Annotated in this window: 12 protein-coding genes, 1 tRNA gene and 2 pseudogenes; 5 read left to right on the forward strand and 10 right to left on the reverse strand. The window is 71.3% G+C overall.

Features of this window, described 5'->3' with window-relative positions:
• Positions 1-138: 138 nt before the first annotated feature.
• The 6 genes from RB614_RS30710 to RB614_RS44390 form a co-directional block, all read right to left on the reverse strand.
• Positions 139-1,014, reverse strand: coding sequence for an alpha/beta fold hydrolase (locus RB614_RS30710; RefSeq protein ID WP_308716179.1), 876 nt, complete (start codon positions 1,012-1,014; stop codon positions 139-141).
• An 18-nt stretch (positions 1,015-1,032) separates the two neighbouring features.
• The gene (locus RB614_RS30715; protein WP_308716180.1) at positions 1,033-1,899 is read right to left on the reverse strand and encodes an SDR family NAD(P)-dependent oxidoreductase; all 867 of its coding nucleotides are present in this window, start codon (positions 1,897-1,899) and stop codon (positions 1,033-1,035) included.
• A 2-nt stretch (positions 1,900-1,901) separates the two neighbouring features.
• A complete protein-coding gene (locus tag RB614_RS30720) occupies positions 1,902-2,744 on the reverse strand; it encodes an NAD(P)-dependent oxidoreductase (protein ID WP_308716181.1) in 843 nt (280 codons plus the stop codon).
• On the reverse strand, positions 2,737-3,657 hold the full coding sequence (locus RB614_RS30725) for a polysaccharide deacetylase family protein (protein WP_308716182.1): 921 nt from the start codon (positions 3,655-3,657) through the stop codon (positions 2,737-2,739). Before RB614_RS30725 ends, RB614_RS30720 begins: the two co-directional genes overlap by 8 nt.
• A 28-nt stretch (positions 3,658-3,685) precedes the next feature.
• Positions 3,686-4,552, reverse strand: a complete 867-nt coding sequence (locus RB614_RS30730) for a polysaccharide deacetylase family protein (RefSeq protein WP_308716183.1) — start codon at positions 4,550-4,552, stop codon at positions 3,686-3,688.
• Positions 4,553-5,022: 470 nt separating this feature from the next.
• Positions 5,023-5,241 carry a response regulator transcription factor gene (locus RB614_RS44390; RefSeq protein WP_428983145.1) on the reverse strand — a complete coding sequence of 73 codons (219 nt, stop codon included), beginning with the start codon at positions 5,239-5,241 and terminating at the stop codon, positions 5,023-5,025.
• A gap of 426 nt (positions 5,242-5,667) precedes the next feature.
• On the opposite strand from RB614_RS44390, the gene RB614_RS30735 reads away from it, so the two are divergent.
• Positions 5,668-5,895: a hypothetical protein gene (locus tag RB614_RS30735; protein ID WP_308716184.1), complete on the forward strand. Its 228-nt coding sequence runs from the start codon at positions 5,668-5,670 to the stop codon at positions 5,893-5,895.
• A gap of 122 nt (positions 5,896-6,017) precedes the next feature.
• Here the strand turns inward: RB614_RS30735 and RB614_RS30740 are convergent, their stop codons facing one another.
• Entirely contained in the window at positions 6,018-11,150 is a 5,133-nt protein-coding gene (locus RB614_RS30740) for a fibronectin type III domain-containing protein (RefSeq protein ID WP_308716185.1), read from the reverse strand.
• Positions 11,151-11,337: 187 nt separating this feature from the next.
• Positions 11,338-11,595: a hypothetical protein gene (locus tag RB614_RS30745; RefSeq protein ID WP_308716186.1), complete on the reverse strand. Its 258-nt coding sequence runs from the start codon at positions 11,593-11,595 to the stop codon at positions 11,338-11,340.
• Between the two features lie 117 nt (positions 11,596-11,712).
• Between RB614_RS30745 and RB614_RS30750 the strand changes: the two genes are divergently transcribed.
• The 3 genes and pseudogenes from RB614_RS30750 to RB614_RS30760 form a co-directional block, all read left to right on the forward strand.
• A complete protein-coding gene (locus RB614_RS30750; RefSeq protein WP_308716187.1) occupies positions 11,713-14,745 on the forward strand; it encodes an AfsR/SARP family transcriptional regulator in 3,033 nt (1,010 codons plus the stop codon).
• A gap of 338 nt (positions 14,746-15,083) precedes the next feature.
• On the forward strand, positions 15,084-15,362 hold the full coding sequence (locus tag RB614_RS30755) for a hypothetical protein (protein ID WP_308716188.1): 279 nt from the start codon (positions 15,084-15,086) through the stop codon (positions 15,360-15,362).
• A gap of 14 nt (positions 15,363-15,376) precedes the next feature.
• Positions 15,377-15,493 (forward strand): annotated as a pseudogene (locus RB614_RS30760) (ATP-binding protein); the annotation flags it as partial.
• A gap of 194 nt (positions 15,494-15,687) precedes the next feature.
• Here RB614_RS30760 and RB614_RS30765 read toward each other — a convergent pair.
• Entirely contained in the window at positions 15,688-16,611 is a 924-nt protein-coding gene (locus RB614_RS30765; protein WP_308716189.1) for a hypothetical protein, read from the reverse strand.
• 39 nt (positions 16,612-16,650) lie between these two features.
• On the opposite strand from RB614_RS30765, the pseudogene RB614_RS30770 reads away from it, so the two are divergent.
• Positions 16,651-17,154: pseudogene (locus tag RB614_RS30770) on the forward strand (tyrosine-type recombinase/integrase); the annotation flags it as partial.
• Positions 17,155-17,180: 26 nt separating this feature from the next.
• On the opposite strand, the gene RB614_RS30775 reads toward RB614_RS30770, so the two are convergent.
• Positions 17,181-17,254 (reverse strand) — tRNA-Pro (locus RB614_RS30775).
• Between the last annotated feature and the right edge of the window lie 30 nt (positions 17,255-17,284).

The raw sequence follows: 17,284 nt of genomic DNA on the forward strand, positions 1-17,284 counted from the left end.
TGGCCCGGATGATCAATGGACCATTGGACTAACCTTAAAGTCCTTGTGTTTCGCCGCAAGATGCCGGGATGGCCCGCGGCCGGATGTAATCGGATCGTTGCCCGACCTCCACCGGACGGGCGGTGCCGTGTTGGCAGGTCAGGCGCCTGCCACCGCCAACGCGTCCACCCGCCGGGCCAGGAAGTCGCCGACCGTGGCGGCGATGTCGTCCGGTGCGTCCACGTGCATGTAGTGACTCGTGTGGAAGAACCGCACCTCTGTGCCGGGGATCCCGCTGCCGTACGCGAGCTTCTCGCCCTGCCGCCGCTCGTCGCTCGTGGAGGCGACCAGTAGGAGGGTCGGCGCGGTCACGTTCGCCAGGTAAGGGCCGACCTCGTCGGAGTCGACGCGGGCCGCCCGGAGCTGGGCCAGCACCTCGCGGGGCAACTTGCCGACCAGCTTGCCGCCCTCCTCGCGCAGCCCGAAGCGGAGCCCGCGCAGCCGGTCCTCGGACCAGACGGCGAGCGGGTGCGCCCGCTTGGCGTTCGCGATCGCGTCGTCGAAGGTATCGAACGGCCCCAGCCCGCGACCCACCCGCTCGTAGAACGCGTCCGCCGCCTCCAGCGAAGGCCACACCATCCGCGCCGGGTCGACCAGCACCAGACCGGCGACCTCGTCGGGGAAACGGCCGGCGATGTACGCACCCATCCAGCCGCCCCGAGAGTGCCCGATCAGCGTCGCCGGGCGATCGGTCAGCTGTTCCCGCACCGCGAGGACGTCCTGGGCACAGACGTCCGGCGTGTACCCGGTGGACGGCCGCTCGCTGTCCCCACAGCCGCGGTGATCCAGGGCGACGACGTGCACCCGGTCGCCGAAGCGCTCGGCGAGCCGCTTTCCCAGCGGGTACCAGTTCCAGCAGTTCGAGCCGCAGCCGTGCAGCAGCAGGACCAGGTGGGCGCCGTCGCGGCCCCGCCACTCGATGCCGTGCTGTCGGATGCCGTTCGCCTGGATGTTGATGTCGGAGGGTTCGGACACTGCTTCCCGTACCTTTCGCTAGAACACGCTGCGGGGCGCCGCCGTATGCGCTGGCGCCCCCGCGTCGCCGGTGCCGGAGCCGCCGTCGACGTGCAGGATCTCCCCGGTCACCCAGCCGGACTCCGGAGCCGCGAGGAAGGTGGCGGCCGCGACGACGTCCTCGGGCCTGCCGAGCCGGCCCAGCGGCAGGCTGCGCCGCACCGCCGCGCGGTAGTCGTCGGTGGAGACGTGCCCCGACCGCGGCACGAGGCCGGGCGCGACCGCGTTCACCGTGATGTCGTGCTCCCCCAGCTCCAGGGCGAGCACCTTGGTGAGCATGTTGACCGCCGCCTTGGCGGCGGAGTGGGAGGCGCCGCCCTTGCGGGCCTTCCGCGCGGCGCCCGAGCTGAACAGGATGATCCGGCCGCCCCGCCCGCTGGCGACCATCGCCCGCCCGGCCGCCTGCGCCACATTGAAGCTGCCGGTGACCGTGCTCTCCAACTCCTGCCGGAACAGCTCCGCCGGCATCCGCAGCGCATGCCCGAACGAGCTGCGCCCGACGCTGCAGACCAGGATGTCCAGCCCGCCGTGGATCCGGGTGACCGTGTCGACCCAGCGGGCGCAGTCGGCCGGCTCGCGCACGTCGCCGGTGAGCGCCACCACCCCCGGTGGCGGATCCCCCGGCGCCCAGCTGGCCGCCGCGGCGTCGTCCACGACGGTGCCGGTGCCAGGGCCCGCCGCGACCACCTCCCCCGCCGCGGCGGCCAGCGGCTCCGGGCGCAGGTCGGTCAGCGCCAGGTGTACCCCGCCGGCCCGCCACGCCCGCGCGATCGCCAGTCCCATGTTCTCGCCCACGCCGGCGATCAGTGCGACCTTGCCGTCCAACCGGAAGCTCGGGTACGCCATGCTCACCGCACCTCGTCCAGGACGGTCGCGTCGAACCCGTCCAGCAGCGGCGCGAGCGCCTGGAACAGCGGCATCGGCACGCCCGCCTCCTCGGCGACCGCAATCGACCGCTCCACCCCTCGCCGCGGGTGGTTGGGATGGTGGTACGCCCAGTCGGTCAGCGCCCGGTTGGCACCGCTGCCGGCGCCGATGAACGGCCGCAGCTTGTTCGGCTCCACGCCCAACGCGCGGGCCAGCCGCAGCGCCTCGTAGTCGGCTCGGAGGGCGGCGAAGAGCAGCAGGTTGTTGACCATCTTGGCGACCTGCCCGGCACCGACCGGGCCGACCAGGCACACATGCGTGGCGAACGCGGCCAGCGCCGGACGGCAGGCGTCCAGCACCGCTTCCGCGCCGCCGCACATCAGCGTCAAGCCGCCGGTACGGGCCCCGTGCTCGCCGCCGACCAGGGCGGCGTCCATCAGGTGTACCCGCTGGGCGGCGGCCCGGCCCGCCATCTCCCGGCAGGTGTCCGGGCGGATCGACGCGCTCACCGCGACGACCGTGCCCGGGCGGGCGGCGCCGAGCACGCCGTCCGGCCCGCCGAGCACGTCGCGCACCTGCGCGTCGTCGACCACCACGACGAGGACCAGGTCACTGGCGGCGGCGACCTCGGCGGCACCGGCGACGGACCGGGCCCCCGCCTCGGCCGCGGCCGCCCGCGCGCCGGCGCTGACGTCGGTGGCCACCACGCTCCAGCGGTCGCGCAGCAGCCAGCCGCCGATCTCCCGGCCCATCTTGCCCCAGCCCACGACGCCCACCGTGGACTTCTCCCGGGTCAGCGGCGCCGGCGCCACCAGCTCAGGCATCGACGGTTTCCCGCGGCGTCGCCGGCTCGCCCGCCGGGTGGCTGGCGGACGCCAGTACCGCGGTGGCCACCTCGTCGCTGGTGGACAACCACACGCCGTCGCGACCCTGGATGTGGTCGATCAGCTTGGCCAGCGCGTCGCTGCGGCCGGGCCGACCGCTGATGAACGGGTGCAGCGAGTAAGGCACGTACACCGGCGCGTCCACCGACTCCGCGTGCAGCGAGTCGAAGGTGCTGCGCCAGATCGCGAACGCCACGTCCGGGTCGCCGCCGAAGCCGCTGCGCCCGTACGTGCGCATGTCGCCGTACGGCTGCCGGACCACCTCGACGCCGGTCCGGTCGCCCATGGTCAGCAGGTACGGCAGGTCGGTGATGAACGAGTTGCTGTTGTACTTCAGCCCTTCCTCCAGTACCAGCTCCGGCGTGTGCGGGCTCTGGTGGCAGGAGCGCCAGCCGGTCACCGGCGCCCCGGTCAGCTGTCGCAGCAGCCCGAGCGTGGTCTGGAAGATCTCCCGCTCCTGCTCCTTCGGCAGGTTGGTGGCGATCTCGTGGTGGTAGCCGTGGCCGGCGATCTCGTGCCCATCCGCGGCGATGGCCAGGACGGTGTCCGGGTAGTGCTCGGCGATCGCCCCGCAGATCGTGAACGTCGCCTTTACGTCCCGCTCGCGCAGCACCCGCAGCACCCGGGCGATGCCCTTGGTGCGCCCGTACTCCTGCTCGGTGTACGTCTCGTAGTCCACCCGCCCGTTCGACCCGACCCGGGTGTTGGCGGCCTCGTTGCCCTGGTAGTTGAAGACGATGTTGACGGCCGTCCGGTAGGGCGCCGGCCAGGTGATCTGGTCGTCGATGAAGCGCTCCGTTGCGGCCGACCCGCTGTCGGTCCGCTGCCGGCACACCGCGCAGTCGTGAAGCATTCTGGACACCTCCGGGGTGAGGGGCTGGCTAGTCGAGGACGCGCTGGAAGTACTCGGCGGCGTCGCGGCGCCGGCAGATCCAGACGTTGGGGTGGCTGCGGGCGTACTCCACACACTCGACCAGCGCCGAGATGCCGAAGGGCCGGCCGTAGTAGGTGGGGTGGAGCGTGGCCGAGACGATCCGGGGCTGGTCGCTCACCTCGCGCCGCACCTGGTCGAAGCCGCGCTTGAAGATCTCCACGTAGACGCTGGGAGGCGCGCCGAAGCGGCGAAAGAGCACCGCGTCGTTCACCTCGTCCATGCGCGGCATCGCGATGAGCTTGCGGTCGCCGTCCCGCCCGACCACGACCGGCTCGTCCGCGTGGCGGAAGTCCTTGCAGTAGCGGTACCCCTCGCGCAGGAGGCTGGCAACGGTGTGGTCACCGCGCTGTCCGCCCTGGCTGGACCAGCCGACCGGCCGTACGCCGGTCATCCGCTCCAGGATCTCGGTGCAGCGCTGGACCTCGGCCAGGTCTTCCTTCTCGTCGAGCATGAACATCCGCTGTGCCTGGGAGTACCCGTGACCGACCAGCTCGTGTCCGGCCGCGACCAATTGGTTGGCCAGGTCGGGGTAGAGCTCGACCGCGCGAGCGCTGGTGGAGAGCGAGACCTTCACGTCCAGCTCGTCGAAGACCCGGGCGAGGCGGGGCAGGCCGGTGGTGGCGCCGTACTCGTACCACGACACCGAGGTCCAGTCGGTCTTTCCCAGCCGCCTGGCCTCCTCCGGAAACTCGGGTGTCATGGCCATCTTGGTCATCGGCAGGCCGTCCCAGGCCTCGAACGCCACCCCGATGGTGAAGATGACCTCGGTACCCGGCGGCATCTCCACATCGACGGAACCATCCACGTCCGGCATGCGACTCCTCATGCATCTAGATATAACCATTGGTCCATTTGCGGCGCAGCAAGGCCGACACCGGCGACCGTTGATCAGGCATTTTACACAGGCTATGGTCATAATGTCAGTCCAATAGCCCAAGTTTTTGATCGACCTTGCCGGGGCGAGCTACGCGAACCCTTGTGGCCCGCACTCGGACACGCGGCGACGGATCGCCGCCCCACTCGTCACACACAGTCAGGTCAGGGCGAGGAGCACTCGGCACGCGGGCGGCGCTCCCCTATCGAGCACGCAGGACCAGGAGTCCCACGACGAGTCGATCGACGTGGCTCCGGATAGCCGCGGCAAGGGACTGTAAGAGCGACCAGCTCACCGGCGGTGGGGGCACCGGAGGCTTGTCTTCGGACACCGAGGTTTGGCCGTGCACTCTGGCTGGCGTCGCCCGTGAGGTCGGACTGTCCGCTGAGGACTCCGAGTCGACGCGGCCCTCAGGGGTCGGCGGTGCCGCCGAGTCCGGCGTCGCGGGCTTGGATGATGGCTTGGCTGCGCTGGATGAGGTGGCGTTTGGCGAGGATGGTGGTGATGTTGGCGACGGGTTTGCCGGACAGGTGTAAGCGCTGGCCGATCTGGGCGTTGATCAGGCCGGCGGCGAGGTGGTCGAGAATGTCGCGTTCGCGCGGGGTGAAGTGGGGAAACGGGACATCCAGGGCCGGTCCGCGCCGCCGACATGCCGCTCGGGGTCAACGTGTCCACTCCGACGACGTCCCCGGTGCCTCCACCTGCTTAACCGTCATCTTGGCGAAGACGTTAGACGCGCCCGGTCTGGCACCCTTTGATCCGCACCGCCGCGAGCCGGCCGCGACTGGACCGGGCGACCGGCATCACTCCACAGTCGACTTCTTCACTCCCGTGGTCGACAGCCCGTACGCCTGGGGCTGGATCCGCCGCCACGAACGCACTCTCCGACGTGTAGGTCATGTGCCACTCACAATGAACCCGAACGAGCGGATCTCACAAGCATTTACATGCTCCGGTGTTCAGGAGTCGGCGCGCCAATCTCGTCGAGGCGGTGGCAGGCTGCCTGGCTGGTTCCGGCCGGTCGTAGCAGCGGGACGCTGCCACAGACGTCGGCCGTGTGCGGGCAGCGCGGCCGGAACGCGCAGCTGTCGACCTGGCTGGCGGCTTCGGTTCAGCGAGGAGAGCGGGTTCTGCGGCACGAGCTGGACGGCCCGCCGGTGCCGGCGCAGCGCGCGCCGCTGGCTGATGTCGGTGTCGCCGACAGCGTCTGCCCCTGGAAGATCAGCGCCATCGTCGCCGCAGCCCTCGTCATCCTCCACGTCGAACACGACCGAACCACCTGAAGACCGCTACACACAGTCCCTCAGAACGCGACCCCCCGTCTTGCTGGTGGTCGCTGAGCCAGGCCGGCACGATCCGCTCCGCAAAGGTCGAGATGGCTGCTGTGAGCCGTCGGCGTTTGTCGTCAGGTCAGGCGTTGGGCGAGGACGGCGCCTTGCTGCTCGTGGCTGTATGGCATGACGATGAGGGTGGCGTTGTCGGCCATCTCCGCGGCGGTGAGCTCCGCGCCGTCGGGGGTGAGCCCGGCGGCGACGTCGTACGACTGGCCCTGGTCGGCGTCGAGGACGCGGAGGTGGTCGGTCGGATCGGAGCTGTAGATCTGTTCGTCGACGTACAGGATCGTGCGTGCGTCCGCGCTGATCTGGATCGGGCGGGTCCGCCGGCCACCCTTGGCGAGGAGGACGACGTCGGATGGGTGGATGACGTTGGCGCCGACGGGCGTGCGGGCCAGGCCGTCGGGGTGGTCGGGCGAGCCGAACGCCGGGTCGTATCTCCAGTCCGCGGCCATCGTGGTGCCGTCGCGGGATATCACGAGGTCGTGCAGCGAGGTGCGCTCTCGCACGATATCGTCGGTTTCTGGGTTGAGGATGGTCAGCGCGCCGCTCGCGATGTCCAGTTTGTACGCCACGGTGTCCGTGGAGGAGAGCACCACGGTCGCCCCAGCTTCGTCGACGTCAAAGTAGCTGCAGAAGTACATCGCGCTCTCGGTGGAGGGGCACGGCAGGCGCTGCGGTTCGCCGGGACCGGTGGTCAGGTACATCTGTTCACCGAAGCCATAGCCGAGCACGTAGATGGCGGCTAGGCCGTTGCGGATCATCCTGACGGGCACAGCGTGCGTGTGCGGGGCGAGTTCGGCCCGTGCCCCGAGGGAGGTGGTGGTGGCGGTGTCCAGGTCGTGGACGAGCAGTTCCGCTGGCTCGGTGAGGGTGTCCGGCTCGCGCACGAACACCACCTTGTTGCCGTCGTAGTTCACGTCGAAGGCATCCACTCCGGTAACCGTCGCTGGGGTGTGCCCGTCGAGCCTGCGGCTGGCGAGCTTGATCTCGCCGGTGACGAGGTCCTTGCGGAGCAGGACGTTCCCACCGCTGGCGCAGCCGCTGTGCACCTCGGGTGGTGCGAGGTTGCTGCAGACGCTGGCGCCGAAGACCACGTATCGGCCGTCTCCGGAGACCGCGACGCCCAGCCCGCCGGCCGTGCGGGTGTTGTCGGGGCTGCCGCCGGCATCGACCGCGACGTTGAAGACATCGCCGTCGGGTCGCAGCGCGCCGTTCGGTGTGACGGGAGGGGTCGCCGGCGACGCGGCGCTGATGCCGATCACGTTGATCGCGTGGACGGTGAACTGGTACGGCGTGAACGGGGTGAGTCCGCCGATCCGGGTGCTGGTCTGGTTGCCTGGCACGTAGGTGGTGGGTCCGTCGGGCAGGGTGACGACCGCGTAGTAGACGATGGGCGACCGGCCGTCGGTCTGCGGTGGCTGCCAGGAGACGTCCGCGGCGAAGGGCGCCGCGGTGGCGGTGGGTTCGCGCGGCGTGCTGGGCACGGTGGTGCCGGTGATGATGATCGGCGTACGGCCGCGCATCTCGCCGAAGGGGCCGGTGTCGCTGACCGCCTCGATGACGGCGGTGCCGGAGATCGGTGACACGAAGGTGCCGTCCGGCGTGATGGTGCCCGGGCCGGAGACGACGCGCCAGGTGACCGGCTCACCGCCGGGCCATCCGGTGGCGTGCGCGGTGAACCGCTGCGGTTGGTCCGGCTGGAGTGTCGGCTGCTCCGGGTCGATCATCAGCCCGTGGAACGGCCCGTCGGCCTGGGCCAGGGTGAGGAAGAAGTTGACCAGGTCGTCCCGCCGGAACTCGAACTTCCTGCCGAAGAACTCCCGGCTCTGCAGGAACACGCCCAACGTGATCCCCAGCCGCAGCTCCCACCAGGGGTTCTGCGTCGTGTCGACCTTCAGTTGGAGGTACGGGCGCACGACGAGGCCGGGCCCGGCGGTGCTGTAGAAGTAGATGGTGAACTCGGTGGCGAGGGAGAAGGTGAGGTTGGCGTCGCCGTAGATATCCAGGTTGTGCCGCGCCGGCCCGTTGGGGTCGTTGATGCCGGCCGCGTTGGTCACTGTGCCGTTGTGGGTCGACATCTGGCTGCCGAGGATCCGGCCGAAGCCGACGGCACCGGTGATCCCGATGGAGCCGTCGACGTCGAGCCGCGGGCTGAGGTCGAGCTCCGGGCAGATGACCACGGGCACCGGGCCGACCGGAATCGTCTGGCAGGGCACCTTGAGCTTGAGGCCGGCCTTCTCGAGCTGTCTGGCCATCATGAATCCGAACTTGCCGCGCAGCTCGGTCTTCATGATGACCAGGTTGAGGTGGTCGGTCTTGACGCCGTCGCGCAACGAGATGGAGATCGAGTTCTTGACCTCGGGATCCAGGTCGAGCTGGGCCTCGATCCGGCCGCCGACCGGGGGCGACCTGTCGGCGTTGCCGAGCGGGTCCTCCGCCTGGTAGTTGTCCGACATGCCGATCTCGACGATGAAGTTTCCGTCGCGGATGCCGATGTCCACGCCGGCGCCGGCCGCCTTCGCCCCTTGGTCCAGCGTCTTGCCTTTGATGGTGGGCTGCCTGCGGCGGACCGCCGGCGACGTGGCGACGAGGCCGGCGATGTCCGCGTCGCCGAGGTCGATCGTCGTGGTCAGGTCGGCTTCGTCGAAGACATCGGTCAGCGGCGTCTGCCGGGTCGCGATCCGCAGCAGGCTCCCGTCCCGGGAGACGCTGGTCACCGTGCGGAGCAGGCCGCGGGGGCTGTGCTCGTGCGGCGCGACGGCGAGGATGGTGCCGTTGCGGAGCGCCGTCAGCGACGCGGGCGGGTTGGCGAAGACCAGAGTGGTGTCGCCCTCCACCGCCGCGAAGGCCGCGAGCTCGGCGGCCGAGAGGATCCGGGGTGCCGTCCTGATCTGGAGTGCGGGCCGGATCGGCCGGGTGGTCGTCGCCGCCGGGCCGGTACCGGCCGGATTGGTGGCGGCGACGGTGAACAGGTAGCCGGTCTCCGGGTCCAGCCCGGTGATCCGCGCCGTGGTGCCGGTCGCCGTGACCGTGGTACCGCCGGGGCTGGCCGTCACCCGGTACGAGGTGATGGCGCCGGTGCCGACGTCGACCGGCGGCGCCCAGGCCAGCTCGACGGTTCCCGCCGCGACAGCGGTGGCGCGCAGATCGACGGGGGCGTCCGGGGCGCGCGCCGCGCTGGGGCGGACCGCTGTGGCCTCCGCGGCCTCCCCGGTTCCGGCGCTGTTCGCGGCGGTGACCCGGACGGTGTACGCAGTGCCGTTGGTCAGTCCCTCGATCTTGGCGACGGTGGTGTCGGCGGCTACGGCGACCCGGTGACCGCCGGGTTCGGCGCTGACGGTGTACCCGCTGATCGGGGCTCCGCCGTCGGCCGGCGCGACCCACTGGACGTCGATGCGGCGGTCGAGCGCGACGGTCAGCAGGCCGGCCGGCGGCAGCGGCGCGTCGGCCGGACGCGGGGTGGCGTACTCGGAGGGGAACGAGGCCGCACCCGCGCCGTTGGCGTTGCCGGCGGTGACCGTGAACCGGTACGCCGTACCGTTGCTGAGCCCGGTGACCACGGTCTCGGTGACCGTCCCGGGGACCGTGACCTCACGGCCGCCGGGGGTGGCGCGGATCCGGTACGAGGTGACGCTGTCCGCGCCGTCGGGCGGCGCCGCCCAGGTCACCCGCACGGCCGCGTCCCGGGGAAGGAGGTACGTGACGAACGGCGCGCCGAGCGTGGGCGGTGGCCCGGGTGTCGTGGGGCTGGACGGGGCGGACGGCGGCGACTGCCGCGTGCCGCTGTGCGCGACGACGGTGAAGGTGTACGCGGTTCCGTTGGTCAGGCCGTCGACGATCGCGCCGGCGGCGTTGCCGGGCGCGGTGACGACCTTGTCGCCGGGGCTGGCGGTGACGGTGTACTGCGACAGGGGCACGTCGCTGGCGGGCGGGGTCCAGGAGATCGCGGCGAACCCGTCGCCGCCGGTGGCCGTGACGTCGGCCGGGGGCGGCAGAGGCCGCGGATCGCGCAGGTAGCAGGTCGCGTCGATGGCCAGCCGTCGCGCGTTCGAGCTGGGGTTGTAGATTCTGATGCCGCCGTTGGTGCCGAGCTTGACGTATCCGGATGTACTGGCCCGCAGCCCCCGCAGTGAGGTGGCGCTGATCCCGGCGGGCCGGCTGGCACCGGTGGCGTAGACCGTGAGCCGGCTCGCGGCCGTGGTCGTCGTTGGCTCCGGGTGCACCGTCAGGCAGATCCCGGCGGCGTCCGCGGGCACGCCACCGGCGCCGGCCACCGCGACGTCGACGGTTCCGAACGCGTTCACGGAGAGGACGTCCCTGACCCGGGCCGGTGTGATCGGGACGACCGCCAGCCCCGGCGCCGCTGGCTGGGCGGCGGCGTAGAAGCCGCTCGCGTGCAGGTCGACGGTGACCGGGGCGGCGCTGCTGTTGGTGACGGTGACGGACCCGTCCGGCCCCGGCGGCACCAGGGCGTGGCTGGTGACGGGCTGGCCCTCCGCCAGTTCGAGCTGCGGCATCCTCGCTGGCGACCCGGTGGGATGGACGGTCACCTGACCGGCGGCGGATCCGGTCGCCGAGACGGTCAGCGCCAGCGCACGTACCCCGCTGGTCGGCAGGGCCGACGCGGCCGGTGTGACCGCGGCGGCGGCGCCGGCGGGCACGACCAGGCCGGCCGCGACCGGGACCGGGCCGATCGGGGTCAACGTCGACGCCCCGGGGTCCGGGGCCGAGGTGACGTACCCGCTGGCCTCGACCGAGACCGTCGCGACCGTGGCCGTCCGGTTGGTCAGGTTGACGCGGCCCTGGTCATCGAGGCCGACGATGCCCGCGCCGCGGGCCCACCGCCCCGGATCGAGTCCAAACGCGACGGCCGGCGGCGCGGTCGTCGCGCTCGGGTACACGGCCAGCGTCCCACCTGCGTCGGATCGGGCGCTGACCGTGACCGCCACGCCCGCAGCCCCGGCCGGCACCACCCCGTCCTCGTCGACGTCGACAGTCACCGTCCCGTTCGCCGGGATCGCGACGGCGTCGGCGACCAGCCGCGGTGCGATGGCCACCAGCCGCCCGCTACCCACGGCGTCGGGCGGCGCGGCGACCGCCGCCGACCCACGATCGACGACGTACGACAGGGCGACGAACTGGCTGAGGACAGCGACGAGCGCGGCGGCTCGACGCGACATCCGCGACGATGAACGTGCCATGAGACCTCTACTTCGACGAGGCGGGCGACCGTCTGGCCCGAGCCGGGGTGGCAGAGCGACAAGGGTCATGGCCTCGGCCGCCTCCAGGAGTTACCCGGGGGAGGAGACGGCCGAGGCGGTCGATTGGTCGGCGCCAGCGGCCAGCCGGCCCGGACGCGGCCGCAGGCTTGGCGGGATCAGGCGGAGCTCAGAGGTCCTGCCACATATCGACGCTCATGTCCTGCCAGATGCGGCCGACAAGGCTCATGTCGTACCAGATGTCGGTGTCCAGAGACATGTCGTACCAGATGTCGGTGTCCGGGAGCGCGCCGCGCTGGATCTCGTAGGCGGTGCCCCGGTCGGGGCTGGCTGCCGCCGGAGCCGCCGCCGCGCCTACCGCCAGCCCGGTGGCGGCGGTGGCGGCCGCGATGCCCCGGGCAATTCGTCGGAATGCCGCTTGGTTCATGTCGTACTCCTCGATGGACTCTCAGATCACCGGGTGTTAATACGGAGCCTGTGGGTCCGCGCCATCCACCACTCATCCGTGCGCCATCCATACGTGATCATGGATTTTGGGGGAACGATGCGCTTCCGGCTGCTGGGGACGGTCGAGATCCGCGCGATCGACAGCTGGGTGCGACTCGAACGCCCGCGACGGCGGGCCGTCCTCGCCTACCTGCTCCTGGCCGCGAACCGGACGGTCACAGCCGGGGAGCTGGCCGAGGCGATCTGGGGCGCGCTGCCACCGTCCACGGCGCGCACCCAGACGCAGAACGACATCGCCGCGATCCGCAAGGCGCTCGCGGCGAACGGCCACCCCGCCTCGATCGTGACCAGGACCGGTGGATACGAGCTGATCACCGAGCCTGACGATGTCGACTACCACGTATTCCGGCGCCGGGTGGCGGCAGCGGCGGGCGCGGCACGACACGCGGACTGGCCGGCCGCGGCCGACGACCTGCAGGCCGGTCTGGCGCTGTGGCGCGGCCCGGTACTGGCCGACATCGTCGCGGCATTCGTGGAGCCCACCCGAGCCCGGATGGCCGACCAACGGCTGGACGCCGTCGAACGGCTCGCCGAGGCACGGATCACCATGGGCGCGCACGACGAACAGATCCCGGTGCTCCGCGAACTGCTCGGCGACCATCCGCAGCGGGAGCGACCCGCGGCGCTGCTGATGCTCGCCCTGCACCGGGCCGGGCGGCGTGCCGATGCCCTCGCGGTCGCCCGCGACCTGCGTGGACATTTGCGCGAGCAGCACGGCCTGGACCCGTCCCAGGCGGTCGTCGACATGGAACGCCGGATCCTGCGCGACGCCCCGGTGGCGACGGTGGACGACGCTGTGGCGCCGGCGCGCGGGCCCGATCAGCTCCCGATGGACGTCCGCCTGCTCGCCGGGCGGGAGACCCAACTCGCCGAACTCTCCGCGCTGCTCCGCCGGCCGGCCGGCGACCGGATCGTGCTCGTCACCGGCACAGCGGGCGTGGGCAAGACCGCGCTGGCGGTCCGCTGGGGACACCAGGAGGGCGGCGAGTTCCCCGACGGCGTGCTCTTCGTCGACCTGCGCGGCTACGACCGGCGGCGGCCGCTGACCCCGCTCGAGGCGCTGCACAGGACGCTGACCGGGCTCGGCGTGGACGCACCGCGGCTGCCGTCCGACCCGGACGACGCCTCGGCACTGTTGCGGTCCCTGACCGCGAAGGGGCGCTACCTCGTCGTGCTCGACAACGCCCGCTCCGCCGAACAGGTCCGGCCGTTGCTCCCAGGCGCCGGGTCGTGCTTCGTCGTCGTGACCAGCCGGGACCGGCTGCCGGGGTTGGTGGCGAGCCACAGCGTCACCCGGATCGACCTGCCCGCCCTCGACCCGGCCGACGGCGTACGGATCCTGGAGCAGGTCATCGGGGTACGCCGGACGTCGGCCGAGGCCGCAGCGGCGCAGGCGCTGGTGGACCTCTGCGGCGGGCTTCCGCTGGCCATCCGGATCGTTGCGGCCGACCTCTGCGACGCGCCGGATCGGACGCTGGCCCGGCAGCACGCGCTCCTGCGCGAGCACCGGCTGTCAGCGCTCGACAACCGCGACGACCCCGAGGCCGGCGTCCGATCGGTGCTCCGGACCACGTACGCCACCCTGCCGCAACCCTGCCAGCGACTGTTCCGGCTGCTGTCGGTGCTGCCGTACGCCGAGATCGGGGTGGTGGTCGCCAGCGCGGCGGACGGTCGCGACCAGGCGGCCGTCCAGGCCGACCTCGACCGCCTCCTCGGCGTCCACCTGGTGGAGCGGCGCGCGCCCGGCCGCTACGGTTTCCACGACCTGCCGCGCGCCTTCGCCGCCGAACAGGCCGACGCGGTCGAGACCGCGGCCTCGCGCGCCGCGGCGACGGCACGAGTACTGGCCCGATACCGAGAGCTGCTCGACGAGGCGTCGGCGACCCTCTACCCGGAGGCCATGCGGCTGGTGCGCGGTGCGACGAAGGCGGCGCCGCCGGCAGCGGTCGACCGTCTCGCCGAGCCCGCCGACGCGCGGGAATGGCTCACCACGGAGTACACGAACCTCCTGGCCTGTGTCGCGCTCGCCCACGAACAGGGTCTGCCCGACGCGGCCTGGCGCCTGGCGGGGTCGCTGCGCGGCCACCAGCTCTCGATCGGCGCCTGGCACGACCTCGCGGCGACCGCGTCGATTGCCGTGACCGCCGCGACGATCTGCGGCGACGCACGCGGAGAGGCGCTGTCCCGGCTCAGCAACGGGGACGCGATGCGCCGGCTCGCGCAGCACGCTCCCGCGATCGCCGAGTATGACATGGCGTTGCGCCTCGCCGAGGCGGACGACTGGCCCGAGTGCCAGGCCGCGATCCTCGGCCATCTGGGCATCGTGCACCTGCGCCGCGGACAGCTCACCATGGCTGCCGACTACTACACCCGTGACCTGGAGATCTGCCGGCGGATCGGCTGGCCCGCCGCCCAGGCGGTGGCCCTGGGCAACCTTGGCAACTGCGCCTACCACCTGGGCCAGTACGCGGACGCGGTACATGCCTTCGAGGAGGCCGCCTCCCTGGCCCGGCAGACGTCGTCCACCGCCGTCGAGGCACTGGCCTGCCTCAACGCCGGCACGGTGAGCCTGGAGATCGGGGACGCCGCGCTGGCCCGCGCCTACCTGGACCGGGCGCTGGTGCTGCACGGCGAGCTGTGGCGGACCGGCGACAAGATCACGGTCCACACCGAGCTGGCCCGGGTCAACTGCGCCACCGGCGATCTCGTCGCGGCCCGGCGGCACCTGCGGCGCGCGCGGGAACTCGCCGAGCGGCTGGGCGACGCATCGCTCGACCCGAGCCTGCGCGTCCAGCTGTGCCTGTCCGCCGCGGTCGTGCACGCCGCCGGCGAGGAACTGGCGCAGGCGGAGGCAGCGCTCACCGAGGCCGTCGAACTGGCCGAGACGTACGGGCTGGCGTTCCAGCGGGCCGGCGCGCTGATCCACCTGGCCGGCGTGTTGACCCGGCTCGGGCGCTCCGAACGGGCCCGCGGCCACGCCGCCACCGCCCTCGCGATCTGCCAGCGCAGCGAGTTCCACGGCCTGACGGCCAGAGCCGCGTCACTGCTGGCATCGCTGCCGCCCAACTGACCACACCGGTCCGTTCCTGAGCGCGCGATCATCGTGTACCGGGCCGGAGGAGGCTGCGCTGGACGAGGATGTCGACGACCCGTACCTGTGGCTCGAAGAACTGGACTCACCACCCGCTGTGCGATGGGTCAGAGACCGCAGTACCGAGACGTTGGCCGCGTTCGCCGACGAGGGGTTCGTCCGGGCGAAGGACGCGATCCGGGAGGTGCTCGACAGCAAGGACCGGATCCCTTACCCGGGCCGGCGCGGCGATGGCCGTTACTACGACTTCTGGCAGGACGCGGACCACCCGAGAGGGTTGTGGCGGCGGACCACATTGGAGCAGTACCGGCGCGACGGTGCTGCGGCCCGGTTACGACCGCTGCCTGGTCAGCCTCTCCCAGGGCGGCGCCGACGCCATGGGGGTCCGCGAGTTCGACCTGCGCGGCCGGGTCTTCGAGGAGTACGGGTTCACGCTGCCCGACGCGAAGAGCGACGTGGACTGGATCGACGCCGACCACATCTACGTCGCGACCGACTTCGGGCCCGGTACCCTGACGGCCTCCGGTTACCCACGCGTGGTGAAACGGTGGCGGCGCGGCACCGCGCTGTCGGAGGCGGAACTCGTCGACCTATGACGATGTCGGGATAGGTCGACGACATCGGACTGTTGCCCGTCTCCCCGGACGCCGCCGAGGGCTTCCACCGCCTCGTCGACGCCGCCTACGAACGACGCAGCCTCGCCGTCAGCTCGAACCTGCACCCCTCGAAAGCGCACTTGTTCGAGCGAACGTGTGTTAGGCGTCGCCGAAAGTGGACAGGTTCGCCAGCCGCTCGGGATCGATGCGGTCGGCGAGGCATATCAGAGGTATATCAGCGGCGCTTGTGCGTCGAGTCCGAGCGCGGCGGCGACCAGTTTGGGGTCGAGGGTATTGACGAGGTCGACCAGGTGGGTGCTGCGGATCATGCGTGGTGGGTAGCCGCATCCGTCGAGCACGTGGCTGAGGTATGCCGTCGATGCTGGTGTCTGGCCCGCTTGGTGCCCTTGGTGACGATGACGTGGGGGTTGGCGGTGTTCTGTCCGGCACGGTGCTCGAGGCAGCGCAGCAATACCGCCCAGGTGGCTGGGTCCAGCGGCACGGGTTGGGGGCGTTCGCCCAGCCGCACGCTGCACCGCTTGTGGTCGATGTCGGTAATGCGCAGCAGTCGAGCTTCTTGGCTGGAAGCGGCGTGCAGCAACGCGAGCATGCCGACGAACGCTTCATGGGTATGGGTGTCTGGGCCGGTATTGGTCCAGCGTCGAAACAGTTCGCGCTGCTGTTGCAGTGTCAGCGTCCGGCCGCGGAATGCATTGCTTTCCTTGGCCTGCAACGTCTTTGTCGGGTCGATCAGGATCAGACGTGTCCGATGGGCGAAGCGGAAGTACTGGCGCAGCACGGTCAGCCGCCGTTTCCGCGACTTCGGCACGGCCGCCAGGAACGCCTCGATGTCATTGACGTCGACCAGTGCCCAGTCCTGCTTGCCGCGGCGGCTGGTGAGGAAACGAGCGAGATCTCGAGTGATAGACAGGCCCGTTTCGATGGTGTGGTCGCTGCGTGGCCGGGTTCCTGCCCGCAGAGCTCGCTGCCGAGCCCGCAACATCTGCTCGGCGAATCCGGTGACGGCAGCGCGGAGCGGTTCGGGCACCTCATCGATGCGGCGTTGCCGGCGACCGGCGGCGAGCCGCTCAGCCTGGTCGGTCGGCAGCGCCAACCAGGCCGTGGTGAAGAAGTCCTCCAACGCCCGAGCGAGCGTCCCCATCGACCGTCCCGGCCGGCGTGAGCGTTCCAGCAGTGCCTGCGGATGGCAGGATTGGCCGTCCTGCAGCAGGCGGCCGAGCTCGGTCACGAGCCCGCTGGCGCGGGCGGCGTTGAATCGGGCGGCGACGGCGTGTGCAAGGGCGATGTCGACCGGCAGACGTGGATCTGGACCGTTCGCCGGCAGACCACCCCCGGTCCGGGTGGTCTGGTCGACAAGGGCACCAAGGGCAAGCGCGCTCGCGAGGTGCCGATCATCGAAGAGCTGCGGCCGATGGTCGGGGCCAAGCTCGACGCGGCCGCCGGCGACGATAGCCGGCTGTTCGTCGGCCCCCGGGGCGGTCGGATCAGCACGGCCGTGCTGCGGGACGCGACGCACTGGGACGAGGTCGTCAGCTCGGTCGGGTACGAGTACCTACGCCGGCACGACCTGCGGCACACCGGCCTGACCTGGATGGCCGACGCGGGGGTGCTGGTGCACGTGTTGCAGAAGATCGCCGGACACGGCTCGCTCACCACGACACAGCGCTACCTGCACCCGAATCGGCGCTCGATCACGGCGGCCGGGGAAGCGCTGACCAAGCACCTGAGTGCGATGCGGTCCCCAAATGGTCCCCAAGAGGACGTCGCATGATCGCGAAAAACACCCTCTCACCTGCGTCGGGACGGCCGGATTTGAACCGACGACCCCTTGACCCCCAGTCAAGTGCGCTACCAAACTGCGCCACGTCCCGTTGCCGGTGGGCTCACGCGCCCCGGCAGCC

Origin of the sequence: Phytohabitans maris, assembly GCF_031085175.1 — a bacterium.
Taxonomy (GTDB): Bacteria; Actinomycetota; Actinomycetes; order Mycobacteriales; family Micromonosporaceae; genus Phytohabitans; species Phytohabitans maris.

Bases quoted from the DNA above. Each gene is read 5' to 3' on its own strand.
- RB614_RS30725 (WP_308716182.1), bottom strand. From the start codon at position 3,657: ATGCTTCACGACTGCGCGGTGTGCCGGCAGCGGACCGACAGCGGGTCG.
- RB614_RS30745 (WP_308716186.1), bottom strand. From the start codon at position 11,595: ATGAACCAAGCGGCATTCCGACGAATTGCCCGGGGCATCGCGGCCGCC.
- RB614_RS30730 (WP_308716183.1), bottom strand. From the start codon at position 4,552: ATGCCGGACGTGGATGGTTCCGTCGATGTGGAGATGCCGCCGGGTACC.
- RB614_RS30715 (WP_308716180.1), bottom strand. From the start codon at position 1,899: ATGGCGTACCCGAGCTTCCGGTTGGACGGCAAGGTCGCACTGATCGCC.
- RB614_RS30740 (WP_308716185.1), bottom strand. From the start codon at position 11,150: ATGGCACGTTCATCGTCGCGGATGTCGCGTCGAGCCGCCGCGCTCGTC.
- RB614_RS30750 (WP_308716187.1), top strand. From the start codon at position 11,713: ATGCGCTTCCGGCTGCTGGGGACGGTCGAGATCCGCGCGATCGACAGC.
- RB614_RS30720 (WP_308716181.1), bottom strand. From the start codon at position 2,744: ATGCCTGAGCTGGTGGCGCCGGCGCCGCTGACCCGGGAGAAGTCCACG.